Source organism: Gordonia sp. UBA5067 (assembly GCF_002414845.1).
GTDB classification, from domain to species: domain Bacteria; phylum Actinomycetota; class Actinomycetes; order Mycobacteriales; family Mycobacteriaceae; genus Gordonia; species Gordonia defluvii.
In genome coordinates this window covers 39881-65000 of the sequence record NZ_DIAX01000027.1, presented here as the reverse complement: position 1 = coordinate 65000, position 25120 = coordinate 39881, and the positions used below count along the sequence as shown (strand labels likewise).

Sequence of the window (25120 nt, the reverse complement as noted above, 5' to 3'; positions counted from 1 at the left end):
GAGCGCGTCTTCGCGATCATGGGCATCGATTCCGCGGAGGCCCAGGAGAAGTTCGGCTTCCTGCTCGACGCATTCGCCTTCGGCGCACCGCCGCACGGCGGGATCGCCTTCGGCTGGGACCGCATCACAGCGTTGCTCGCCGGCGAGTCGTCGATCCGCGAAGTCATCGCATTCCCGAAGTCCGGCGGCGGGGTGGATCCCCTGACGGCCGCGCCGGCGCCGATCACGGCCGCCCAGCGCAAGGAGTCGGGCATCGACGCCAAACCGAAGGCATCGGGGCCGGCGGCGACAGACAAGTGACGGGCATCGCATTGTTCGGTAGGTTGGAATGATCATGACGGCCACCGTTGAGTCTCCGATTGAGGGCGCGTTGAGCACCGCGGAAGCCGTCTTGTCGGGACGTGCGGGGACTGCGGTGTCGCTGACTGATCCAGAGGACTTGGGCGGAAGCGGGCGGACCGTCGTCGCCCGGGTGCGAGTCTCGCGCAATCTCGTCTCCACACACCGAACTCTCGTCATCAAAGCGCTTGGCGCCGACGACAACCCGGAGGCGTTCCACCGGGAGGTCGCGGCGTATCAGTACGCCACTGCGCTGCCCAGCGAGAGTCGGCCCGGTCCACAGCTCATCGCCCACGACCCCGGGAAACGAGTCATCGTCCTGTCCGACCTCGGCACCGGGCGGGCGATGACCGATCTTCTCGCCAGTCCCGACGTCGAAGAAGTCTCCCGTGCGGTGAGTGCTTGGGGACAGGCGTTGGGCCGCATGCATGCGGCGACCGTCGGCGGCGAGGGGGACTTTGATGCGCTGGTCCGCCGTTCGCGGGCGCGCATCGCTCGAAGTGCGCCCACTCGGTTGTCCCGGCGGGTGGTCGCCGAATTGCCGGCGGTGGCCGATTCTCTCGGCGTGGCGGTGCCGGACTCGGTCCTCGCCCGACTCGGCGACGCCGTCCGTCTATTCACCGACGGCGACTTCCGCGCCTTCAGTCCTGCCGACGTCGGGCCCGAGAACATCCTCATCAACTCTGATGGTGTTCGGTTCATGGACTACGAATGGGGCGGGTTCCGCGACGCCACGCTGGACGTCGCCTACGGGCTGGCCACCTTTCCCGAGCATCTCGGGGCGCGAGCCACATCGGTGCGCGCGGACCTCGAGACCGCTCTGGTCGACGCATGGCGTGCTGAGGCGCAGACGATGTGGCCGGCGTTGGCCGACGAGCGTGCGGTCGCCGACCTCATCGCGTCGGCGCGACTGCTGTGGGTGTGGCTGTCGACCGTGGTGCTCGTCGGGGTCGGCGACGGCCCGCTCGACGGAGCCGAAGAGATGTTGCTGGCCCACGACTGGGCGATCATGACGACCGATGTCGTCGTCGCGTGCAACCGGTGGCAGGCAATCGCCGATGCGGCCAACCGGGCGGCCGAGAGCACTCAAGGACTCGCCGAACTGGGTGGCTTCTGCGAATCCTTCGCCGCCGCACTGCGGCGGAACTGGTTGTCCTAGCCGCCGCACATGGACAGCCTGTTCGAGCCCGGTAGCACGCCGGATCGGCCCGCGCCCGATCATCGCGGCGGAGCCAACCGGTCGGCGCCGCTCGCAGTTCGGATGCGTCCCCAGCGGCTCGGCGACGTCGTCGGTCAGGATCACCTACTCAAACCGGGGTCACCGCTGAACCGCCTCGTCGAGGGAGCCGGGGCGGCCTCGGTGCTGCTCTACGGGCCGCCCGGTACGGGAAAAACCACGATGGCGTCGTTGATCTCGCAGGCGACGGGCGGGCGGTTCGAGGCGCTGTCGGCGCTGTCGGCCGGTGTGAAGGAGGTCCGCGCCGTCATCGACCTCGCTCGTCGTCGGCTGATCGCCGGCGAGCAGACCGTCTTGTTCATCGACGAGGTGCACCGGTTCTCCAAGAATCAGCAGGACGCGCTACTCGACGCCGTCGAGAACCGCATCGTATTGCTGGTGGCGGCAACAACGGAGAATCCGTCGTTCTCGGTCGTCGCGCCGCTGCTATCCCGGTCGCTGGTGCTGGCGCTACATCCGCTGTCCGACGCCGACATCGGCGCGGTGCTCGATCGGGCGGTCAGCGCCGAGAGCGGACTGGCCGGCACCGTCCGGCTCACCGCCGGGGCCCGTGACCACCTGATCGCCGTAGCCGGCGGTGATGCCCGCCGTGCGCTGACCGCGCTCGAGGCGGCCGCCGCGGGCGCCGACGATCGCCGGCCCGAAGTCGGACCGGCGGAACTGTCGGTCGCGGACGTCGAAGCGGCGATCGATCAGGCGGCGGTGCGGTACGACCGCAACGGCGACCAGCACTATGACGTGATCAGCGCGTACATCAAGTCAATCCGGGGGTCGGACGTCGATGCCGCGCTGCACTACCTGGCCCGGATGATCAGTGCGGGGGAGGATCCGAGGTTCATTGCGCGGCGGCTGATGGTCCACGCGAGCGAGGACATCGGGATGGCGGACCCGACCGCACTGACGACTGCGGTGAACGCCGCGCAGGTGGTGGCGCTGGTGGGCCTGCCCGAGGCGAAACTGGCCTTGGCCCAGGCGACCATCCACCTCGCGACCGCCCCCAAGTCCGACGGTGTGGTGGCGGCGATCGGCGGGGCCATGGCCGATATCGCCGCCGGCCGGATCGGCGCCGTACCAACGCATTTGCGCGATGGACACTATGCGGGGGCGGCGGCGCTGGGAAGTGCCGTCGGCTACCGCTACCCGCACGCCGATCCCGACGGCATCGTCGCGCAGCAGTATCCGCCAGACGAATTGGTCGGTGTCGACTACTACACGCCGACTGAGCGCGGCGCCGAGCGCGAGGTCGCTAGCCGGCTTCCCCGGCTGCGCGCCATCATCCGCCGTCTCCGCCGCTGACCGACGCCGGTAGAATCGGACGCCGGTGCGCCGACCGTCGCGCCCGTCACGTTTTCCCGCCGACAAAGGACAGCCACGCAGTGCAGACGCACGAGATCCGCAAGCGATTCCTGGACCACTTCATCGCCTCGGGCCACATCGAGGTCCCGAGTGCGCCGCTGATCCTCGACGACCCGAACCTGATGTTCGTCAATGCGGGGATGGTTCCGTTCAAGCCGTACTTCCTCGGTGATCAGACGCCACCGTTTCGGCGTGCGACGAGTGTGCAGAAGTGCGTGCGAACCCTCGACATCGAGGAAGTCGGCATCACGACCCGGCACAACACGTTCTTCCAGATGGCGGGGAACTTCTCCTTCGGCGACTATTTCAAGCGCGAGGCCATCACCTTCGCCTGGTCACTGCTGACCAATCCGGTCGCCGACGGCGGCTACGGCATCGACCCGAGCAGACTGTGGCCGACGGTCTATCTCGACGATGACGAGGCGGAGACGATCTGGCGCCAGGAGATCGGCGTCCCCGCCGAACGGATTCAGCGCCGCGGGATGAAGGACAACTACTGGTCGATGGGGGTGCCGGGGCCCTGTGGTCCGTGTTCGGAGATCTTCTACGACCGCGGACCCGACTACGGCGACGAGGGTGGGCCGGAGGTCGACGAGGACCGGTACATCGAGATCTGGAATCTCGTGTTCATGCAGAACGAGCGCGGCGCGGGCGGCGCCAAGTCGGACTACGAGATCCTCGGGCCACTGCCGGAGCGCAACATCGACACCGGGATGGGCATCGAACGCGTCGCCTGCATCCTGCAGGGCGTCGACAACGTCTACGAGACCGATCTGCTTAAACCGACGATCGATGAGGCGGTCTCGCTGACCGGCCGGGCCTACGGCGCCGGGGGATCGGCGGGGGCCGCCGACGACGTGAAGTTCCGGGTCATCGCCGATCACACCCGCACTGCGGCTATGCTCATCGCCGACGGTGTGGCGCCCGGAAATGAGGGCCGCGGGTACGTTTTGCGCCGGCTCCTGCGCCGCATTGTGCGGTCGGCGCGCCTGCTCGGCGCGACGGGCCCGACAATGGCCGCGCTTGTTTCGACGGCCATCGACGTGATGGCCCCGTCGTATCCGGAACTGGCCGCCGAACGGGACCGCATCCTCACCGTCGCCGTGGGTGAAGAGGGCACCTTTGCCAAGACGCTGTCGGCGGGATCGGCGTTGTTCGCCGATGCCGCGGCCGAGACGAAAGCCGCCGGCCGCGACCGGATCAGCGGTGACGCCGCCTTCGCGCTGCACGACACCTACGGGTTTCCGATCGACTTAACGCTCGAGATGGCCGCCGAGGCGGGACTGTCGGTAGATGCCGACGGTTTCGCCGCACTCATGTCCGAGCAGCGCAAGCGTGCCAAGGATGACGCGAATGCGCGCAAGAGCGGTCACGCGGACCTGAGCGTGTACCGGGAGTTCATCGACGCCCATCCGACCGAGTTCCTCGGATTCGGGGAACTCGTCAGCGAGGCCCGGGTGCTAGCCGTCGTCAGTGCTGGCCGCCGGCTGGGTGCCGCCGGGCCGGGCACCGAGGTCGACATCATCATGGACCGCACACCGCTCTACGCCGAGGGCGGCGGCCAGCTGGCCGACGTCGGTACGATCACCACGAGTTCGGGTGTTCGGGTGGTCGTCTCCGATGTCCAGAAGGTCGGGAAAGCCGTGTGGCTGCACCGAGGGGTGGTCGAGGCGGGTGAGATCGCCGAGGGCGACGATGTCATCGCCTCGGTCGACCCGGTGTGGCGCCACGGCGCCACCCAGGGGCATTCGGGCACGCATCTCGTCCACGCCGCGCTGCGCCAAGTCCTTGGTCCGACGGCGACGCAGGCCGGATCGCTGAACAAGCCCGGATATCTGCGCTTCGACTTCCACGCAAACGGCCCGCTCACCGAAGCACAGCGGGGCGAGATCGAGGAGATCTCCAACACCGCGGTTGAGGCAAACTATCCGGTGCACACTTTTGAGACCGGGTTCGACGAGGCCAAGGCGATGGGTGCGATGGCCCTGTTCGGCGAGAACTACGGTGACGTCGTCCGTGTCGTCGAGATCGGCGGGCCGTTCTCGATGGAGCTCTGCGGCGGGACACATGTCGCCGCGTCGTCGCAAATCGGTCCGATCACGGTGATTGGCGAGTCCTCGGTCGGGTCGGGCATTCGGCGCGTCGAGGCGTTCGTCGGGATGGACTCGTTCCGCCATCTGTCGACCGAGCGCGCGCTACTCGCCGGCCTGGCTTCGTCGCTGAAGGTGCCCAGCTCGGAGGTGCCCGGCCGAGTCGAGCAGTTGGTGACCCGACTCCGCGACGCCGAACGCGAGGTGGCGCGCCTGCGAGCCGATCAGGCCCGCGCTGCTGCTGCCGATCTTGTCGAATCCGCCGAACGGGTGGGTGAGGTGGACATCGTCGGCGGTCGGGTGGCCGACGGCCTCGAGCCGAAGGAGCTGCGCGAACTGGCAGCTGATCTGCGCAATCGGGCTCGCGCCGACAAGACGGTGGTCGTCTTGTTCTCGGCGACCACCATCGACGGGGCAACAAAAGTCCCGTTCGTCGTCGCCACGACAGCGGGTGCGCGGGATGCCGGAATCGCGGCCGGTGCGGTCGTCAAGGAGGTGTCGGCGCTGGTCGCCGGTCGCGGCGGCGGCAAGCCCGATCTGGCCCAAGGGGCCGGGACCGATCCAGCCGGCATTCCGGCAGCCATGGCCCGGGTCGCGCAACTAGTCGAGGGCGACTAGGTGTTGCAGCCGCGCGGCCGCCGACTCGCCGTCGATGTGGGATCGGTACGGATCGGTGTCGCGGTGTGCGATCCCGACGGGATTCTGGCGACCCCGGTGGAAACCGTCTCGAGGGCAGGCGGCGACGACGACGCGCTGGCGCGGCTGGCCGAACTGGTCGCCGAGCACGAGGCGCTGGCGGTCATCGTCGGGCTGCCGCGCGATCTTCGGGGTGACGAGTCGTTTGCCGCCCGGGCGGTGCGGGACTTCGCCGAACGCTTCGGGCAGATGATCGCGCCGATCCCGATGATCTTCGTCGACGAGCGGATGACGACGGTCACGGCGGCTCGGGCACTACGGGAGGCCGGCCGAGACTCGCGCAGCTCGCGTGGAGTGATTGATCAGGCCGCAGCGGTCGCTATTCTGCAAGGGTGGTTGGATAGCGGTCGGCGGTAGGTGGCGATTCGGCGCGCGGGGCACTGATGTCCTGTCCGTCTGGCGATTGAGTCGGGAAAGCTCGGCGAATCGGACATTTGACGAAGGGACGACGTGCGTGACTGACGACGCAGAGGCTTCGAACGGCTCCGCCGAACCCGACGGCCGTCGGGACGGCGCAACGCATCACCGGACCCGGCGCGGGCGTTCGGCCGATCTGTCCGGGGCCCCGGCCTGGATGACCGGTGAGCTGCCCCGCGTCGCCGGCGAGGTGGCGCCGGATCGATCTCGATCAGGTTCGGGACGCCGAGCGGTTGCCGCGAAACGGACTGCGCCCAGCGTCGCGCCGAACATCGTTCGCCACGTCGATGGGCCGGCATCCGGCGACGCGCCGGACGAACCGCCGGCCACCGGCACCGATGGGCAAGACGAGTCGGCGACCCCGAGGGTGCCGGCTTGGCACGACGATCTCGACGAGGAGCGCGAAGCCGCGCGGGCCGCGAACCCAGCCGGCCACCCCGACCAGATGCCGCGCCGCCGGCGCCGCTGGGCGCTCATCGCCACCGCGGTGGTGACTGTGCTGGCCCTCGCCGCGGGCGGCTACCTCGTCGCCGACCGGTTGGGTCTGTTGAACTCGGACAAGGACTATGCCGGCACGACCGGTGCCGCCGACGTGTTGGTCACGATCCCGAATGATTCGACTCTGACCGACTTCGGGGACATCCTGACCGCGGCCGGCGTGGTCGGCTCTCCGCTGGCCTTTGTCCACGCCGCTGACGGACAGCCACTCTCCGGCGGCGTCTACAAAATGCGCACCCGCATCTCGGCCGCCACCGCGGTGTCGATGATGTCAGATTCGACGCACCGCGTCGGACGCCTCTTGGTACCCGAGGGAGTCCAATTGGAGGCGAAGCGCGGCGTCGACGGAAAGACCATTCCCGGTGTCTTCGCGCTCATCGCCGAAGCGACTGAGGTGACCGTGAACGGCCGGAAGGTCGGGGTCTCGGTCGAAGATCTGGAGACGGCGGCGAAGACCGCGTCGGCCAGCGAGTTGGGCGTGCCGCCGTGGGCGCGGGACGCGGTCGGCAAACTGCCCGGCGACTACCGCCGGATCGAGGGACTCGTCGCGCCGGGCACCTGGGAGGCGATTGACCCAGAGGCCACCGCCGTCCAGATCCTCAACACCTTGATCAAGGACAGTGCGCGCCGCTACGAGTCGTGGGGACTGCTCACCGGCAACCGAAGCGGGCTGACCCCGTACGAGGTGCTGGTGGCGGCTTCGGTCGCCGAGCGCGAGGTCCGCGATGTCGACGACCTGCCCAAGGTGGCCCGGGTCATTCTCAACCGGCTGGCCAAGAATCAGCGCCTCGAGATGGACTCGACGACGAACTACACCGCCGCCGAGACGAATATCGACGTCCATGGCGACAACTACAAGGCCGATACCCGCTGGAACACCTATCGCGTCAGCGGCCTACCGCCCACGCCGATCGCCACGGTCGGCGAAAAGGCACTCAATGCCATGCTCGACCCGCCCAAGGGAGACTGGCTGTACTTCATCACGGTGGACCAGCAGGGCACGACGAAGTTCTCGGCCACCTTCGAGGAGCACCTGCGCAACCGCAAGATCGCCTGTGACAACAAGTTCCTCACCACCGGCTGCTGAGATTGGCCGCGACTCCGGTCGAAAGGCCGCCGTCCTCGGCTACCCCATCGAGCATTCGCGCTCGCCAGATCTGCATCGGGCGGCATATCGGGCGCTTGGCCTGCGCGGCTGGTCCTATGAGCGAATCGAATGCCGTGCGGGGCAGTTGGCCAACCTCGTCGCCGGACTCGATGACGCCTACGTCGGCCTTTCGGTCACGATGCCCGGGAAGGCTGAAGCGCTGGCGTATGCCGGGGAGGTGACTGAGCGGGCGCGTCTCGTCGGCTCGGCCAACACCCTGGTCCGCCGCCCGACCGGCTGGTTTGCCGACTGCACCGACATCGACGGCGTCACCGGTGCTCTTGCCGCGGTCGGGGCAGATTTCTCCGCCGGTGGTGAAGCGGTCGTCCTGGGCGCCGGCGGTACGGCGCGCCCTGCGCTGGCAGCCCTGGCCGCGGCCGGCGCGCAGGAGGTTGTCATCGTCGCGCGCGACTCGGGGCGTGCGGCGGGGGCCCTCGAACTGGCGGGGGAGTTGTCCTTGTCGTCCCGTGTGGTGACCTTCGACGCCGTCGGCGCGGTCCGCGAGGCGCTCGCCCGGGCGAACGCCGTTGTCTCAACTGTGCCCGCCGACGCCGCGGCAGGGCTGGCGGCAGCCGTGGACGGACCGATCCGGCTGGTCGACGCCATCTACGATCCCTGGCCGACACCGTTTGCGGCGCGGGTGACCGCGGCCGGCGGAACAGTCGTCGGTGGTCTCGTGATGCTACTGAACCAGGCCTACCGGCAGGTCGAACTCTTCACCGGCAGTCCGGCACCGCGGGCCGCGATGGCTGCTGCGCTGGACTGATCGCCGACGGTTGCCCGGCGGCCGCGGTCTACCGCCGGCTCGCGTGCACTGTTGTCCACAGCCGGGCGCCGTCCCCAGTCCACCCCGGGTGGTGGCCGAGCCGACGGCCCGGGCGCCGCGACGTCCGGAATCGTGGGTGAATGAGTCTGATCATCGTGTTGTGGCTGCTCACCCTCGGCGAGGGTGATCACCGCACCTGCCGGATCCCCACCGTGAAGCTTTGGCCGGGTATCGTCGCGGTCGTCACAGTCGGGGTGACGCACCCGGCGGCCATCGGCGCCGCGCTGATTGCCGCGGTGCCCTATTTGGCGGCGCATGCGCTCGGTCAGGCCGGCGGCGGCGATGTGAAACTCGCCTTCGTCCTGGGCGGATTGCTGGCCGATCCGGCGAGCGCCACCGTCGTTGTCGGGCTCGCCCAAGTCGTCGCCCTCGCCGGGTTCTGGACTGATCGCCTGGCCCGCCGACCCCATGGTCCGGCGCTGGCCGGGGTTGCGGCCGTGCTGGTCATCGGCGCGTGACTATGACCGCCGGCCCCGAGCGGTCGGCCCGATTCGGATCGATGTGGTGCGCATGGAAGAATTGGGAACCGTGTTGCGCTGGATCACTGCAGGAGAATCGCACGGACGCGCCTTAGTGGCGCTCGTGGAGGGAATGGTTGCCGGAGTCGAGGTGACCTCAGCAGAGATCGCCGAACAGCTGGCCCGCCGCCGGCTGGGCTACGGCCGCGGTGCGCGGATGAAGTTCGAGGCCGATGAGGTCACCGTTCTCGCCGGTCTGCGACACGGCGTTACCCTCGGCGGCCCGATCGCCATCGAGATCGGCAACAGCGAATGGCCCAAGTGGGAACAGGTGATGGCCCCTGACCCCGTCGACGACGCCGACTTGGAGGCCAGTGCGCGCAATGCGCCGTTGACCCGGCCGCGTCCCGGTCACGCCGATTTCGCCGGCATGCTCAAGTACGGCTTCGACGATGCCCGACCGATCCTGGAGCGCGCGAGTGCCCGCGAGACAGCGGCACGGGTCGCGGCGGGCACGGTCGCGCGCCAGTTCCTGCGGCAGGTCGCCGGGATCGAAATCGTGTCGCACGTGATCTCGATCGGGGCGAGTGAGCCCTACGAGGGTCCTCCGCCCCAGCCCGCCGACCTCGCAGCGATCGACGCGAGTCCGGTCCGGGCGTTCGGTGCGGCGGCCGAGACATCGATGATCACCGAGATTGAGGCCGCCAAGCGGGACGGTGACACTCTCGGCGGTGTGGTTGAGGTCGTCGCCAGCGGTGTGCCGATCGGTCTGGGATCCCACGTCAGCGGTGAAACCCGCCTCGACGCCCGGCTGGCCGGTGCCCTGATGGGCATCCAGGCGATCAAGGGAGTCGAAGTCGGGGACGGGTTCGAAACAGCTCGGCGCCGCGGGAGTCTGGCCCACGACGAGATGGTGCCGGGCCCGGATGGCGTCGAGCGCTCCACCAATCGCGCCGGCGGACTCGAAGGCGGGATGACCAATGGTCAGTCGGTTCGGGTGCGCGCGGCGATGAAGCCCATTTCGACGGTTCCGCGGGCGTTGGCAACCGTCGACATGGCCACCGGCGAGACGGCCAGCGCCATCCACCAGCGTTCCGACGTCTGCGCGGTCCCCGCGGCCGGCGTCGTCGCCGAAACCATGGTCGCCCTCGTCCTCGCACAGGCTCTGCTGGAGAAGTTCGGCGGCGACTCGATCGCCGAGACCGCCGCTAACCTGCAGGCCTACCTGGAGCGAATCGCGGCGCGTCCGCCCCGACCATGAGCACCGCGGTCCCGGCCGTCGTCCTAACCGGCTTCATGGGAGCGGGCAAGTCCGCGGTCGGACATGCTGTCGCGGCTCGGCTGGGGGTCGGCTTCCTCGATACCGATTCCGAGGTTGAGCGCACGACTGGACGCTCCGTCGCGGAGATCTTCGCCACCGACGGCGAGGCGGCGTTCCGTCAGCTTGAGTTCGCGACGGTAGCCCGGGTGCTGCGTGAGTTCGACGGGGTGGTCGCGCTGGGCGGCGGATCGGTCACGGTGCCCGGGATCCGGGCTGCGCTCGACGGTCATCAGGTGGTCTACCTGAGAGTTTCACCCGAGGTCGGCTTTGCCAGAGTGATGGGTTCGGCACGCCCACTGCTGGCCGGAGACGACCCGCGGGGCACCTACGTGCGCCTGCTCGCACAGCGCTGCAAGGGGTACGACTCGGCCGCCACAGCCACCGTCGATGCCGATCAACCGTTGGCCGGGGTCGTGGCGGCGGTCCTCGCCGCCGTCGATGCCGATACCCGCGCCCGAAAGGACAACCCAGCATGAGCGAACCCGTCCGGATCGGCGTCAACGCCGCGTCACCCTATCGGGTCACCATTGGCCGGGGGCTCCTCAAGGAGGTGGCAGTCGCCGCCCGGGGAGCCGACACGGTGGCGATTCTTTATCAGCCGCCGCTGCAGGCCACCGCCGAGCAGGTTCGCCAATTCCTCGCGGAGGAGGGTTTCGATGCTCATCGGGTGGAGATTCCCGACGCCGAAGCGGGTAAGGACCTGCAAGTCGCCGCATTCTGCTGGGACGTGTGCGGTCGGATCGGTCTGAAGCGCAACGACAAGATCATCAGCCTCGGCGGCGGTGCTGCAACCGATTTGGCCGGTTTCGTCGCGGCGACCTGGATGCGGGGCATCGGCGTCATTCACATCCCCACGACCTTGCTCGCGATGGTTGATGCCGCTGTGGGCGGGAAGACCGGAATCAACACCGATGCCGGCAAGAACCTGGTCGGCTCGTTCCACGAGCCCGATGCGGTTCTAATCGACATTGCCACCCTCGAGACCGTCCCGCGCAACGAGGTGGTCGCGGGGATGGCCGAGGTCATCAAGACCGGGTTCATCGCGGATCCGGCAATTCTCGACCTGATCGAGGCAGACCCCGAGGGTGCGCTGGACACGCGCGGCGAGTTGTTGCCCGAACTGATCCGGCGCTCGGTACAGGTGAAGGCCGATGTCGTGTCCGCGGATCTCAAGGAGTCTTCGCTGCGCGAGATCCTCAACTACGGACACACCCTCGGCCATGCCATCGAGCGGCGTGAGCGGTACAACTGGCGCCATGGGGCGGCGGTGTCGGTGGGACTGGTGTTCGCCGCGGAACTTGCGCGATTGGCGGGGCGACTCGATGACGAGACAGCCGATCGCCACCGCAGCATTCTTGAGTTGATCGGCCTGCCGACGACCTACGACGCGGACGCGCTCGGAGATCTCATGACGGGCATGGCCGGCGATAAGAAGAACCGGTCGGGGGTGCTCCGATTCGTCGTTCTCGACGGACTGGCCAAACCAGGGCGGCTCGAGGGTCCCGACCCGACACTCATCGCCGCTGCCTACTCGGCGGTGGCGGCGCAGTAGCGCCGACCCGCTCCGGCCGCGGGAGGTGCGGCGAATCGGATCAGGCGGTGGTGACTGCTTCCTCGTTCGCCGGGGTCTCCTCGGCGGCTTGCGCCGCCTTGCGCTCCTCGCGGCGGATCAACCAGCGGCCGATACTCACGCCGATGAAGGCCGGCACGTAGACGAGCAGGGTCAGGAACGAAATGCCCGCCGTGATCGCGACCATCAGCCCCGGCGGACGCATCTCCGGGACGAGCGTCATGCCGGCGATCCAGCCGATAACGACGGCGATCGCCGCGGACAGGAAGCCGGCTTTGAGCCACACCATGGTGAGGTCGGCGTAGTCATCGGGATCGGGGTTGGCGCGCGCGTCGCGGATGCCGTCGTACCCGCCCCAGACGATCGAGGTCAACACGATCAAGGCCAGGGCGATAATCGACCAGGCGCTGCCGACCGTTGCCGCCACACGCATCAGAATCCCAACCAGGACCCAGGCCACCGTCACCAGTGCGCCCATCGACAGACCGCGCAGTATCCACGAACTCATGAGCCCTAGATTAGCGGTCGCCGATAGTGAAGCCAATCACAGGGTGCATTAGCGTGGCGGCATGCCCTCTGTCATGGCCCGATTCGATGCCACCGCGACCCGTCGGGACCGCCTGCGCGCCGCCTTGATCGACGCGGTTCCCGGTGCTGACGCGGTTCTGGTCACCGATGCGGTGAATGTGCGGTACCTGTCCGGCTTCACCGGGTCCAACGGCGCGGTGCTCGTCTGGGCCGACCCGGACGCGGCGGGTCACGACGACGCGATCAGCACCGATGGGCGATACACCGTCCAGGTGGGGGAGCAGGCCGCGGATCTGATGCTGGTCGGCGCCCGCGAGGTGGCCAAGGCCCTGCTGGAGTCCGCGGGGCGAGCCGGCGCCCGCCGGGTGGGCTTCGAGGCAGACAGTGTGACCGTCGCCGGGCACGCGGCGCTTGCCGGCGCGGTCGCCGGGGTCGATCTGGTCGCGACGTCGGGACTCGTCGAGGGGTTGCGCGAGGTCAAGGATGCCGGTGAGATCGGAGCGATCGCCCGTGCCTGCGGCGTCGCGGACACGGCGTTGGCCCAGATCATCGATGACGGGATGATTGCCCCGGGGCGCAGCGAGCGAGCGGTGGCCCGGGCCCTGGAGTGGGCGATGTATCGCCACGGTGCGGCCGGAATCGCATTCGAGACCATCGTCGCGGCGGGGGCGAATTCGGCGGTTCCGCACCATCGGCCCACCGACGCGGTGTTGGGCGCCGGCGACTTCGTGAAGATCGACTTCGGCGCCGTCGTCGACGGCTATCACTCGGATATGACGCGCACCTACGTGTTGGTCGCCGCCCAGCCGTGGCAACGAGAGGTCTACGAACTGGTGGCGGCGGCCGCGACCGCAGGCCGGCGGGCGGCCCGCGCCGGGACTGGCGCCGGCGCGGTCGACGGCGCGGCGCGCGCGGTGATCGACGCAGCCGGTCGCGGTGCAGAATTCGTACACGGGCTCGGCCACGGCGTCGGGTTGCAGATCCACGAAGCCCCGTCGGTGGGTTCTGGGGCGACGGGTACACTGCTTGACGGCGCAGTGGTGACGGTGGAACCCGGGGTCTACCTGCCCGGACGCGGCGGTGTCCGCATCGAGGACACAGTTGTCGTGTCCGACGGGCCCTGCCAGATCCTCACTGCGACCGACCGGACTTTCACCGTCCTGGACTGATCGACATCGGACTGATGGGCAATTCGGACTGATTGACATCGGTCTGGGAGTTATCGAACTAGCGCATTACAGAAAGGCACGCCCATGGCGACGACTGCGGATTTCAAGAACGGCCTCGTGCTGAAGATGGATAACCAGCTGTGGCAGATCTTGGAGTTTCAGCACGTCAAACCGGGCAAGGGGCCGGCTTTTGTGCGTACGAAGCTGAAGAACATCCTGTCCGGCAAGATCGTGGACAAGACGTTCAACGCTGGCGTCAAGGTGGAGACGGCGACCGTCGACCGCAGGGACATGACCTTCCTCTACAACGATGGCACCGACTTCGTCTTCATGGACACCGCGGATTACGAACAGTTCGCGATTCCGCCGGCCACCGTCGGCGACGGCGCGCGTTTCCTGTTGGAGAACATGACCGTCCAGGTATCCCTCAACGAAGGGGTGCCGCTGTTCATCGAGTTGCCGGTCACCGTCGAGATGGTGGTGACCCACACCGACCCGGGTCTGCAGGGCGATCGCTCCACCGGGGGCACCAAGCCGGCGACCATGGAGAGCGGCGCGGAGATCCAGGTGCCACTGTTCATCAACACCGGTGACAAGCTGAAGGTCGACTCGCGCGACGGCGGCTACCTCGGTCGCGTCAACTCCTGACGCGAAGCACTGATTCCGACGTGAAGCATTCCGGCACCCGGCACAAGGCGCGCAACCGCGCGGTCGACCTTCTCTTCGAGGCGGAGGCCAAGGGCGTTTCCCCGATGGATTTGATCGCTGAGCGCCGCAAGATCTTCGTACTCGACGACAGTGTGGGCTCCATTCATGACTACACGGCAGTCGCCGTTGCCGGCGTGGCCGGCGACCAGGCGCAAGTCGACGCCGTCATCGCCTCGCACCTGGACAAGTGGCAACTCGATCGCCTGCCCGCCGTCGATCGGGCCATCTTGCGATTGGCCACCTGGGAGCTGTTCAACGCCGTTGACGTTGACCCCGTCGTGATTGTCGACGAGGCCGTCCAGTTGGCGAAGGAGCTGTCCACCGACAATTCGCCGGCTTTCGTCAACGGCGTGCTGGCGAAGATCGCCGAGCTCGCACCCCAGGTGCGGGCCGCGGCAGCGGCCGCGCCGCCGCCCGACAGCGGCGATCGGGCTCCGGGCGGTCACGAGTAGTCGGTCACCGTGTAATCTCGTAGCCGATAGACATCCTTTAACGATCCGTCCCGTGAGGCGGAGAAGGAGGTCGGCCGCTGTGACCAGCGCTGCCCAAAGGATCTTGCTCGATAGTGCCGATGTGAATCGGACGATCGCGCGTATCGCGCACCAGATCATCGAGAAGACCGCACTTGACGACATCGGCGACCGCCACGTGATGCTGCTGGGCATTCCCACCCGCGGACCGGTGCTGGCCAAGCGCTTCGCCGCGCGGATCGCCGAGTACTCCGGCATCGAGATCCCCACCGGCTTCCTCGACATCACACTCTATCGCGATGATTTGCGGGCGCAGCCGCACCGGCCGTTGGAGCGCACCGCGGTCCCCGCGGGCGGCATCGACAACGCGCACGTGATCCTCGTCGACGATGTGCTGTACTCCGGGCGCACGGTCCGCGCCGCCCTCGACGGTTTGCGAGATCTGGGCCGGCCCGCGATAGTGCAGCTCGCGGTGCTGGTCGACCGCGGCCACCGCGAGCTCCCGATCCGGGCCGACTACGTCGGGAAGAACCTGCCGACGGCGCGCGACGAGGACGTCGCGGTCCATTTCACCGAGACCGACGGCATCGACGAGGTGGTGCTCGGGCCCCGTGGCCCCGCCGTCGGGGGAAGTGTCTGACATGCGTCACCTGCTTTCCACCGCCGACCTGAGCCGCGACGACGCGACGGGGATCCTCGACGACGCCGACGGCTTTGCCCAGGCACTGCTCGGCCGGGAGATCCGCAAACTGCCGACACTGCGCGGACGCACGGTGATGACTGTCTTCTACGAGAACTCGACCCGGACCCGGGTGTCCTTCGAAGTGGCCGGGAAGTGGATGAGTGCCGACGTCATCAACGTCAGCGCCACCGGGTCGTCGGCGGGCAAGGGCGAGTCGTTGCGCGACACGGCCAAGACGTTGTATGCCGCCGGTGCCGACGCCCTGATCGTTCGCCACCCCAGTTCGGGGGCGGCTCAGCAGATCGCGCAGTGGACTTCGCACACCGATGCGGGCGGGAAGCCGGCCGGTCCGGCGGTCATCAACGCCGGCGACGGCACCCACGAACATCCCACCCAGGCCCTGCTCGACGCTTTAACCCTGCGCCAGCGGCTCGGGGACATCGAGGGGCGCCGTGTGGTCATCGTCGGCGACATCGTGCACTCGCGGGTCGCGCGCTCCAACGCCCACCTGCTCACCACCCTCGGCGCCGAGGTGGTGCTGGTGGCTCCGCCCACGCTTCTGCCCGCCGGCGTCGACACCTGGCCGGTGACCATCGCCCATGACCTCGATGCCGAGCTGCCCGCGGCGGACGCGGTCATGATGCTGCGGGTGCAGGCCGAGCGGATGAATGGGGGGTTCTTCCCGAGTCCCCGCGAGTACTCGGTGCGCTACGGGCTGAACGATGACCGGTTGCGGCTGCTGGGTGACGACGCGGTGGTATTGCACCCGGGCCCCATGCTGCGCGGAATGGAGATCGGCTATTCGGTTGCCGACGCACCGCAGGCGACGGTCCTCGAACAGGTCCGCAACGGCGTGCATGTGCGGATGGCCGTGCTGCTGAGGCTGCTTGTCGGCAATGATTCAGATCAACAGCGAGGAGACCACAAGGTGGAGGCGGGTTCGTGAGCGAGGCGGTGGGCGGGGTGCTGTTGCGCCGCGTCCGGCCCTATGGCGAGGCTGAGACCGACATCAGGATCGTCGGCGAGGAGATTGCCGAGATCGGCACGGATCTCCCGGTGCCCGCCGGTGCCGAGGTCATCGAGGGTGGCGGCGCAGTGGTGTTGCCCGGCTTCGTCGATCTGCACACCCACCTGCGCGAGCCCGGCCGGGAGGACACCGAGACCATTGCGACCGGGTCGGCCGCGGCCGCCCGGGGTGGCTACACCGCGGTATTCGCGATGGCCAACACCGATCCCGTCGCCGACAATGCGACGGTCACCGACAACGTCTACCGCACCGGGCGGGAGGTCGGCCTCGTCGACGTGCACCCGGTCGGCGCGGTCACCGTCGGCCTGCAGGGCCGGCAACTCGCCGAGATGGGCATGATGGCGGCCGGTGCGGGCCGGGTGCGGCTGTTCAGCGACGACGGCAACTGTGTCGACGATCCGCTGGTCATGCGCCGTGCCCTGGAGTACGCCACCGGCCTGGGCGTCCTCATCGCCCAGCACGCGGAGGAGCCCCGACTGACCGTTGGCGCGGTCGCGCACGAGGGGCCCACCGCCACACGGCTGGGTCTGGCCGGCTGGCCGCGCGCGGCCGAGGAGTCCATCGTCGCCCGTGACGCACTGCTGGCCCGTGATGCCGGGGCGCGCATCCACATCTGCCACGCCTCGACCGCCGGCACGGTCGAACTCATCAGATGGGCGAAGGCCCAGGGGATTTCGATCACCGCCGAGGTCACCCCGCATCATCTGCTGCTGACCGACGAACGGTTGAGCACCTACGACGGGCTCAACCGGGTCAACCCGCCGCTGCGGGAAGCGAGTGACACCGAGGCGCTCCGCTCGGCACTGGCCGACGGTGTGCTCGACTGTGTCGCCACCGACCACGCGCCGCATGCCATGCAGGACAAGTGCTGCGAGTTCGCCGCCGCCCGACCCGGCATGCTCGGCCTGGAGACGGCCTTGCCGATCGTCGTCGCCACCCTGGTGGCGCCGGGGCTGCTGGATTGGCGCGGGGTGGCGCGAGTGATGAGCGAGCGGCCCGCCGCGATCGTCGGTCTGCCCGACCAGGGGCGGCCGATTGCCGTCGGCGAACCGGCCAACCTGACGCTGGTCGACCCCGATCGCACCTGGGAAGTCGTCCCGGAAGACCTGGCCAGCCGGTCGCGCAACACCCCTTACACAGGCATGACGATGCCGGCCGGCATTACTGCGACGCTGCTGCGCGGACGAGTCACCCAATTGGGCGGCGAGGTGCGCTGGTGAGTGCTGGAACCCTCGTCGTCAACATCGTCTTCCTGGTCTGCGTTGCTGCTTTCCTGCTCTTCATCGGCTGGTTGTTCTGGGTGTTCTTCACCGGACGCAGCCGTCGTGGCCGGGAACAGGCCGCGGTCCTCGGCGCGTTTCCCGCGCCCCCCGAGAACCCGGGCGAGGTGATCGTGGGCCCCACCTCGGGGCTCTATGTCGGCACCACGCCCACGCAGAACTGGGTGGACCGGGTGCAGGTCGATGACATCGGTGACCGGGCGCAGGCCGCCGCGGTGGGCTACACCCACGGCGTGGCCATCCAGCGGCGCGGTGCGTCGACGATCTGGATCCCGCGCGACGCGCTGATCGGGGTGCGCACCACCAACCGTGCCGCGGGCAAAGTGATGCACGCCGGCGGCTTGCTGGCCTTCGACTGGTCCCTGCCCTCGGGGGCGGACCTGACCAGCGCCCTGCGCGCCGACGACAAGGACGACTACTCGCGGTGGCTGGTCGCCTTCCCCGGCCCCACCGAAACCACCGACCCGAATGCAGCGGAGTGAGCACGCAGATGAACAGCACGGCAAAACTGGTACTGGAAAACGGTCAGGTGTTCACCGGTACCGAGTTCGGCGCGGTCGGACAGACCCTGGGGGAGGCGGTGTTCTGCACCGCGATGACCGGCTATCAGGAGTCGCTCACCGACCCGAGCTATCACCGGCAGATCCTGGTGGCCACCGCCCCGCAAATCGGCAACACCGGTTGGAACGACGAGGACGGGGAGAGCCGGCTGCGCGACGGGGACGGCCCTGACCCGGGGCGGATCTGGGTGGCCGGGTACGCCGTGCGCAATCCGACCCGCCGGGTCTCCAACTGGCGCGCCTCTGGCACGCTCGAGGATCAGCTGCGCGAGCAGGGCATCGTCGGTATCGGCGGCATCGATACCCGAGCGGTGACCCGCGTGCTGCGCGATCACGGATCGATGCGGGCGGGGGTGTTTTCCGGCGGCGCACTGGCCGCCGACGATGAGTTGCTGGCGCGGGTCACCGCCCAGCCGGCCATGGCCGGCGCCAGCTTGTCGGCCGAGGTCAGCACCGCTGAGCCCTACGTGGTGCGGCCCGACGGTCCGGTGCGCTTCCGGGTTGCCGCACTCGACCTCGGCATCAAGGCCAACACGCCCCGGATGCTGGCGCAGCGCGGCATCGAGGTGCACGTGCTGCCTGTCTCCGCGGGCTTGGACATGATCACCGACCTCAAGCCGGACGGGGTGTTCCTGTCCAATGGGCCGGGAGACCCCGCCACCGCAGACGCCGCGGTCGCGTTGACCCGCGCGGTGATCGGGGCCGGTTACCCCCTGTTCGGCATCTGCTTCGGCAACCAGATTCTCGGCCGCGCACTGGGGCGGGGCACCTACAAAATGCGGTTCGGCCACCGTGGCATCAACATCCCGGTCATCGACCTGGCCACCGGACGGGCCGCCATCACCTCGCAGAACCACGGATTCGCCCTCGAAGGCGAGGCCGGCGAGGAGTTCGACACCGACTTCGGCCGTGCCCGCGTCAGCCACGTCTGCGCCAATGACGGAACGGTGGAAGGCGTCGAGTTGCTCGACGGACGTGCGTTCTCCGTCCAATACCACCCCGAGGCGGCGGCCGGACCGCATGACGCGGCCGACCTCTTCGACAGATTCGCGACCGCGATGGAAGGGAAGCGCTCCTAATGCCACGCCGCTCTGATCTCAACCACGTCCTGGTGATCGGGTCCGGTCCGATCGTCATCGGTCAGGCCTGTGAATTCGACTATTCGGGCACTCAGGCATGTCGTGTTCTCAAGGCCGAAGGACTGCGCGTCTCGCTGATCAACTCCAATCCGGCGACGATCATGACCGACCCGGAGTTCGCCGACGCCACCTACGTCGAGCCGATCACCGCCGAGTTCGTCGAGAAGGTCATCGAGGCCGAGCGCGACGCCGGGCATCCGATTGACGCCGTGCTCGCCACGCTCGGCGGTCAGACGGCACTGAACACCGCCGTCGCGCTGCATGACCGTGGCTCGCTGGAGAAGTACGACATCGAGCTGATCGGCGCCGATTTCGATGCCATTCAGCGTGGTGAGGATCGGCAGATGTTCAAGGACATCGTGGCCACCGTCGGCGGGGAAAGCGCGCGGTCACGCGTGTGCCACACCATGGACGAGGTCCACGACACGGTGACCGAACTCGGCTACCCGGTCGTTGTTCGTCCGTCGTTCACCATGGGTGGACTCGGCTCCGGGATGGCCTACAACGAGAAGGATCTCAATCGGATCGCCGGGGATGGCCTGGCGGCCTCGCCGACGGCCAATGTGCTCATCGAAGAGTCGATTCTGGGCTGGAAGGAGTACGAGCTCGAGTTGATGCGCGACCATCGCGACAACGTTGTGGTGGTCTGCTCCATCGAGAACGTGGATCCGGTCGGCGTGCACACCGGTGATTCGGTGACCGTCGCACCGGCGATGACGCTGACCGACCGGGAGTATCAGCAGATGCGCGACTTGTCGATCGCGATCCTGCGTGCAGTGGGGGTCGACACCGGCGGGTGCAACATTCAGTTCGCCCAGGACCCGCGCGACGGCCGCCTCGTCGTCATCGAGATGAATCCGCGCGTCTCCCGATCATCGGCACTCGCGTCGAAGGCCACCGGTTTCCCGATCGCCAAGATCGCCGCGAAACTGGCCATCGGGTACAGCCTTGACGAGATCGTCAACGACATCACCAAGGAGACTCCGGCCTGCTTCGAGCCGACGCTGGACTACGTCGTCGTCAAGGTGCCNNCTCGAAGGCGACCGGCTTTCCCATTGCCAAGGTCGCGGCCAAGCTCGCCGTCGGCTACACGCTCGACGAACTCAAGAACGACATCACCGGCACCAGCGCTGCGTTCGAGCCGGTCATCGACTACGTCGTCGTCAAGTGCCCCCGGTTCGCCTTCGAGAAGTTTCCCGGCGCCGACGACACGTTGACGACGACGATGAAGTCGGTCGGCGAGGCGATGAGCCTGGGCCGCAGTTTCGCGGAGGCCTTCGGCAAGGTGCTGCGCTCGCTGGAGACCAAGGCGGCCGGGTTCTGGACCGAACCCGATCGTCCTGACCCTGCCGGGGTGGATGTGCCGGCGCTGCTGGAGAAGGTGCGTACACCCAAGGACGGCCGGTTCTACGACCTTATGCTGGCACTGGAGGCCGGTGCGAGCATCGAGCAGCTCTATGCGGCGACCGCCATCGATCCGTGGTTTCTCGCCGAGATCGGCTGGATCGGCGAGGTCGGGAACCGGGTCCGCGACGCCGACGACATCGACGAGCCACTGCTGCGGCTGGCGAAGTCGACCGGGCTGTCGGACCGCCAGATCGGCGCACTGCGCGCCGGGCGCGGGGATCAGGAGCTGGGGTCGGAGACGGCCGTGGCCGCACTGCGGGAGCGGCTCGACGTCCATCCCGTCTACAAGACGGTTGACACCTGTGCCGCCGAATTCGAGGCGCGGACGCCGTACCACTATTCGACGTACGAACTTGATCCGGCGGCGACCAGCGAGGTCGCGCCGCAGACCGAGCGCCCGAAGGTACTGATCCTCGGTTCAGGTCCCAACCGGATCGGACAGGGCATCGAATTCGACTACTCGTGCGTCCACGCCGCGATGACGCTGTCGCAGGCCGGCTACGAGACGGTGATGGTGAACTGCAACCCCGAGACGGTGTCCACCGATTACGACACCGCCGATCGCCTCTACTTCGAACCGTTGACCTTTGAGGATGTGTTGGAGGTGTACCGGGCCGAGGCGCAGTCGGGCACTGTCGCCGGTGTCATCGTGCAACTCGGCGGACAGACGCCCCTGGGCCTCGCGCACCGGCTCGCCGATGCCGGGGTGCCCATCGTCGGCACGTCCCCGACGGCCATCGACCTGGCCGAGGACCGCGGCGAGTTCGGCAAGGTGCTGACCGAGGCAGGTTTGCCCGCCCCGGCTTTCGGGACCGCCACCAGCGTCGACGAAGCGCGCGTGGTCGCCGACCGCATCGGCTACCCCGTGCTGGTGCGCCCGTCCTACGTCTTGGGTGGGCGGGGCATGGAAATCGTGTACGACGAGGAGTCGCTGCGCGATTACATCTCCCGGGCGACCGAGCTCACCCCTGACCATCCGGTACTGGTGGACCGCTTCCTCGAAGATGCGGTGGAGATCGACGTCGATGCCTTGTGCGACGGCACGGAGGTCTATCTCGGCGGAATCATGGAGCACATCGAGGAGGCCGGTATTCACTCTGGGGACTCGGCGTGCGCGCTGCCGCCGGTGACTCTCGGTCGTGCCGATCTCGACGCGGTGCGGTCGGCGACCGAGGCACTGGCCCGCGGCATCGGGGTGCGCGGGCTGATGAACGTCCAGTACGCGCTCAAGGACGACGTCCTTTACGTGCTGGAGGCGAACCCGCGGGCAAGCCGAACCGTACCCTTCGTCTCCAAGGCGACCGCGGTGCCGCTGGCGAAGGCGTGTGCCCGCGTGATGCTGGGCGAGTCGATCGCCGAGTTGCGCACTGCGCAAATCCTCCCGGCCACCGGCGACGGCGGGAACACCCCGGTCGACGCGCCCATCGCGGTGAAGGAGGCGGTACTGCCGTTCCACCGGTTCCGGCGGGCCGACGGCACCGGGGTCGATTCGCTGCTGAGTCCGGAGATGAAGTCGACCGGGGAGGTCATGGGTATCGACGCCGACTTCGGCCGCGCGTTCGCGAAGTCGCAGACTGCCGCGTACGGGTCGCTGCCGAAGGACGGGGCGGTGTTCGTGTCGGTGGCCAACAAGGACAAACGCGCACTGCTGTTCCCGGTCAAGCGCCTGGCCGACCTCGGGTTCGACATCCTCGCCACCGAGGGGACCGCCGACATGTTGCAGCGCAACGGGATTACCTGCACCCGGGTGCGCAAGCACTCCGACCCGGAGGTGGCTGCGGGGGAGCGGTCGATCGTCGACCAGATCCGTGACGGCGAAGTCGCGATGGTGATCAACACCCCGTTCGGCAACGCTGGACCCCGCGTCGACGGCTACGAGATCCGTACCGCCGCGGTGAGCGCCACCATCCCGTGCATCACCACCGTCCAGGGCGCGAGCGCCGCAGTGCAGGGGATCGAGGCCCTGCTCACCGGCGAACTTGGCGTGAACTCGTTACAGAATCTCCATGCCGCCCTGGTCAACAGCCCACGGACCGGAGCGCGGTGACCCCGGCGGCGGGGTTCGCCTCCCGCTATCGTGCGGCGGTCGCCGACCGTGGCCGGCTCTGCGTCGGGATCGATCCCCACCGCGACCTGCTGGTGCAGTGGGGGTTGCCGGAGTCGGCCGACGGACTGGCGCGATTCGGCGACATTTGCGTCGAGGCGCTCGGTCCGACGGCGGCGGTGATCAAGCCCCAGGTCGCCTTCTTCGAGTCCTACGGTTCGGCCGGCTTCGCTGCGCTGGAACGGGTGATCACCGGTTGCCGCGACGCGGGTGCACTGGTCCTGGCCGATGCGAAGCGGGGCGATATCGGCTCGACGATGGCGGCCTACGCCCGTGCCTGGCTGGCGGACGACTCACCACTGTGCGCCGACGCGGTGACCGCGTCACCCTACCTCGGGTTCGGCTCCCTGCAGCCCGCGGTCAGCGAGGCGCGGGACCTCTCGCGGGCGGTGATCGTGCTGGCGCGCACCTCGAACCCCGAGGGGGCGGCGCTGCAGTCGGCCCAGGCCGCGGGCCGGACGGTGGCCCAGTCGATCGTCGACGATGCCGCCGCGATCAACGCCGACGGCCGCGCGACGGTGGGCGTGGTCGTCGGAGCCACGCGCGCGCACGGACTCGACCTGCAGGGGTTGAGGGGCGTCATTCTCGCACCCGGATTGGGTGCTCAGGGGGCCACGGCCGCCGAGTTGCCGGAGCTGTTCGCCGCAGCCGATCAGCAGTGGCTGCTGCCCGCGAGTTCGCGCGGAATACTGGGCGCCGGCCCCAGCGGCTCAGCGCTGCGCGCGGCTTGTGAAGCCGCGCGCGACGAGGTGGAAGCAGCGCTACGGGCGCCGTGACCTGTGCGACACGCGCAGGTGGCAGCGCGCTGGTGAGGGACCTTTACCCGTTGGCCGTCGGTTGTACCTGCTGCAGGCAAAGCGGGTCCGGTACCTCAAAGCTCCCGGCCCTGCTGCGCATAAATAGTCTTGACCAGCGAGTATGACGAGCGGGAAAGGAAACCGCCAAGACTTTGGGGGCCTGTCGCCGTCGGCACGCTACATCAGCTGCTTCCTGGTCGTTTAGCGGGGGGCCTTCGCTTGTCCGGATGCCGTTGGGTAGCGTCGACCCAGTGCCGTGACCCGGTGTAGGGTCGCAGCCGAACGAGTCGTACGACTCGGACAGACCCTGATCAAGCACTATTTTGGAGGATCTCGTGGCCCTTCCCCAGTTGACCGATGAGCAGCGCAAGGCAGCGCTGGCAAAGGCTGCGGCCGCCCGCAAGGCCCGCGCCGAGCTCAAGGAGCGCCTGAAGCGCGGCGGCACCGACCTCAAGCAGGTCCTCACCGATGCCGAGAGCGACGAGATCCTCGGCAAGATGAAGGTTTCGGCTCTGCTCGAGGCCCTGCCCAAGGTTGGCAAGGTGAAGGCCGCCGAGATCATGGAGGAGCTTGAGATTGCTCCGACGCGCCGCGTGCGCGGGCTGGGCGACCGTCAGCGCAAGGCCCTGTTGGAGAAGTTTGACCTTGCCTGATCGCTCTGATGAGCTTTCGCCGCCGAGGGGCCGACTGGTTGTACTGGTCGGCCCCTCGGCTGTCGGAAAGTCCACCGTCGTCAACGCCGTCCGGGAACGACTGCCCCAGTTGTTCTTCAGTGTGTCGGCGACAACGCGCGGTCCTCGTCCCGGCGAGGTCGACGGCCGCGACTACCACTTCGTCAGCTCCGCGCGATTCGACGAGATGATCGCCGACGGCGAGTTGCTCGAGTGGGCCGAGATCCACGGCGGGCTGCAACGTTCGGGTACGCCGGCAGCGCCCGTAATCACCGCGCTGCGGGCCGGGGTCCCGGTATTGATCGAGGTCGACATCCAGGGCGCGGAGAGCTTGACCGAACGGTTGCCCGAAGCCCAGACCGTGTTCCTCGCGCCGCCTTCGTGGGACGAACTGGTGGCGCGACTGACCGGTCGCGGCACCGAATCAGCGGACGTCGTGGCACGTCGGCTGGAGACCGCACGGGCCGAGATGGACCTCGCCGACACGTACGACCACCGGTTGGTGAACCACGAAGTCGACTCAACCGCCAATGAGTTGGTATCCTTGCTGGTCGGACCCAGTTGACCAGCCCGACTATCAGACCAGCTCGACTATCAGACCAGCTCGATTGTCAGACCAGAAC

Annotated in this window: 23 protein-coding genes and 2 pseudogenes; 24 read left to right on the top strand and 1 reads right to left on the bottom strand. The window is 68.2% G+C overall.

The annotated features are described in order from the left end of the window. The 11 genes from B4M62_RS04035 to aroB form a co-directional block, all read left to right on the top strand. On the top strand, nt 1-300 hold a 300-nt coding region (locus B4M62_RS04035), incomplete at its 5' end, for an amino acid--tRNA ligase-related protein (RefSeq protein WP_290705499.1). Nucleotides 301-334: 34 nt separating this feature from the next. Continuing rightward, a complete protein-coding gene (locus B4M62_RS04030; protein ID WP_290705496.1) occupies nt 335-1498 on the top strand; it encodes a phosphotransferase in 1164 nt (387 codons plus the stop codon). 9 nt (nt 1499-1507) lie between these two features. Beyond that, complete coding sequence (locus B4M62_RS04025; RefSeq protein WP_290705493.1) at nt 1508-2872, top strand: replication-associated recombination protein A; 1365 nt, start codon at nt 1508-1510, stop codon at nt 2870-2872. 80 nt (nt 2873-2952) lie between these two features. Next, nucleotides 2953-5640, top strand: a complete 2688-nt coding sequence (gene alaS / locus B4M62_RS04020; protein ID WP_290705490.1) for an alanine--tRNA ligase — start codon at nt 2953-2955, stop codon at nt 5638-5640. After that, entirely contained in the window at nt 5641-6075 is a 435-nt protein-coding gene (gene ruvX, locus B4M62_RS04015) for a Holliday junction resolvase RuvX (protein ID WP_290705487.1), read from the top strand. 97 nt (nt 6076-6172) lie between these two features. Next, complete coding sequence (mltG, locus tag B4M62_RS04010) at nt 6173-7720, top strand: endolytic transglycosylase MltG (protein WP_290705484.1); 1548 nt, start codon at nt 6173-6175, stop codon at nt 7718-7720. Then, entirely contained in the window at nt 7689-8546 is an 858-nt protein-coding gene (locus B4M62_RS04005; RefSeq protein ID WP_290705482.1) for a shikimate dehydrogenase, read from the top strand. Before mltG ends, B4M62_RS04005 begins: the two co-directional genes overlap by 32 nt. A gap of 140 nt (nt 8547-8686) precedes the next feature. Beyond that, entirely contained in the window at nt 8687-9064 is a 378-nt protein-coding gene (locus tag B4M62_RS04000) for a prepilin peptidase (RefSeq protein WP_290705479.1), read from the top strand. A 52-nt stretch (nt 9065-9116) separates the two neighbouring features. Next, complete coding sequence (gene aroC, locus B4M62_RS03995) at nt 9117-10325, top strand: chorismate synthase (protein WP_290705476.1); 1209 nt, start codon at nt 9117-9119, stop codon at nt 10323-10325. Further along, entirely contained in the window at nt 10322-10861 is a 540-nt protein-coding gene (locus tag B4M62_RS03990; protein WP_290705473.1) for a shikimate kinase, read from the top strand. The genes aroC and B4M62_RS03990 overlap by 4 nt, the downstream gene beginning before the upstream one ends. Further along, nucleotides 10858-11937, top strand: coding sequence for a 3-dehydroquinate synthase (gene aroB / locus B4M62_RS03985; RefSeq protein WP_290705470.1), 1080 nt, complete (start codon nt 10858-10860; stop codon nt 11935-11937). The genes B4M62_RS03990 and aroB overlap by 4 nt, the downstream gene beginning before the upstream one ends. Nucleotides 11938-11977: 40 nt before the next feature. On the opposite strand, the gene B4M62_RS03980 is transcribed toward aroB, so the two are convergent. Further along, on the bottom strand, nt 11978-12463 hold the full coding sequence (locus B4M62_RS03980; protein WP_290705469.1) for a B-4DMT family transporter: 486 nt from the start codon (nt 12461-12463) through the stop codon (nt 11978-11980). Nucleotides 12464-12524: 61 nt separating this feature from the next. On the opposite strand from B4M62_RS03980, the gene B4M62_RS03975 reads away from it, so the two are divergent. The 13 genes and pseudogenes from B4M62_RS03975 to gmk all read left to right on the top strand — a co-directional run bounded on the left by B4M62_RS03975 (nt 12525) and on the right by gmk (nt 25062). After that, nucleotides 12525-13652 carry a M24 family metallopeptidase gene (locus B4M62_RS03975; protein ID WP_290705466.1) on the top strand — a complete coding sequence of 376 codons (1128 nt, stop codon included), beginning with the start codon at nt 12525-12527 and terminating at the stop codon, nt 13650-13652. 84 nt (nt 13653-13736) lie between these two features. Then, complete coding sequence (efp, locus tag B4M62_RS03970) at nt 13737-14300, top strand: elongation factor P (RefSeq protein ID WP_290705463.1); 564 nt, start codon at nt 13737-13739, stop codon at nt 14298-14300. 20 nt (nt 14301-14320) lie between these two features. Then, on the top strand, nt 14321-14812 hold the full coding sequence (nusB, locus tag B4M62_RS03965; RefSeq protein WP_290705461.1) for a transcription antitermination factor NusB: 492 nt from the start codon (nt 14321-14323) through the stop codon (nt 14810-14812). A 79-nt stretch (nt 14813-14891) separates the two neighbouring features. Continuing rightward, nucleotides 14892-15470: a bifunctional pyr operon transcriptional regulator/uracil phosphoribosyltransferase PyrR gene (gene pyrR, locus B4M62_RS03960; protein WP_290705458.1), complete on the top strand. Its 579-nt coding sequence runs from the start codon at nt 14892-14894 to the stop codon at nt 15468-15470. A gap of 1 nt (nt 15471) precedes the next feature. Further along, nucleotides 15472-16458 (top strand): aspartate carbamoyltransferase catalytic subunit, encoded by a 987-nt coding sequence (locus B4M62_RS03955; protein ID WP_290705455.1) that lies wholly within the window; start codon nt 15472-15474, stop codon nt 16456-16458. Next, the gene (locus tag B4M62_RS03950; protein ID WP_290705453.1) at nt 16455-17759 is read left to right on the top strand and encodes a dihydroorotase; all 1305 of its coding nucleotides are present in this window, start codon (nt 16455-16457) and stop codon (nt 17757-17759) included. Before B4M62_RS03955 ends, B4M62_RS03950 begins: the two co-directional genes overlap by 4 nt. After that, the gene (locus B4M62_RS03945; RefSeq protein WP_290705450.1) at nt 17756-18301 is read left to right on the top strand and encodes a transporter; all 546 of its coding nucleotides are present in this window, start codon (nt 17756-17758) and stop codon (nt 18299-18301) included. Before B4M62_RS03950 ends, B4M62_RS03945 begins: the two co-directional genes overlap by 4 nt. An 8-nt stretch (nt 18302-18309) precedes the next feature. Then, nucleotides 18310-19458, top strand: a complete 1149-nt coding sequence (gene carA / locus B4M62_RS03940; protein ID WP_290705447.1) for a glutamine-hydrolyzing carbamoyl-phosphate synthase small subunit — start codon at nt 18310-18312, stop codon at nt 19456-19458. Further along, nucleotides 19458-20548: pseudogene (gene carB, locus B4M62_RS03935) on the top strand (carbamoyl-phosphate synthase large subunit); the annotation flags it as partial. The gene carA and the pseudogene carB (B4M62_RS03935), both read left to right, overlap by 1 nt. A gap of 2 nt (nt 20549-20550) precedes the next feature. Next, nucleotides 20551-22972 (top strand): annotated as a pseudogene (carB, locus tag B4M62_RS03930) (carbamoyl-phosphate synthase large subunit); the annotation flags it as partial. After that, nucleotides 22969-23805, top strand: a complete 837-nt coding sequence (pyrF, locus tag B4M62_RS03925) for an orotidine-5'-phosphate decarboxylase (RefSeq protein ID WP_290705445.1) — start codon at nt 22969-22971, stop codon at nt 23803-23805. The pseudogene carB (B4M62_RS03930) and the gene pyrF, both read left to right, overlap by 4 nt. Before the next feature lie 356 nt (nt 23806-24161). Then, entirely contained in the window at nt 24162-24479 is a 318-nt protein-coding gene (gene mihF, locus B4M62_RS03920; protein ID WP_290705442.1) for an integration host factor, actinobacterial type, read from the top strand. Further along, entirely contained in the window at nt 24472-25062 is a 591-nt protein-coding gene (gene gmk / locus B4M62_RS03915) for a guanylate kinase (protein ID WP_290705439.1), read from the top strand. Before mihF ends, gmk begins: the two co-directional genes overlap by 8 nt. Nucleotides 25063-25120: the final 58 nt, after the last annotated feature.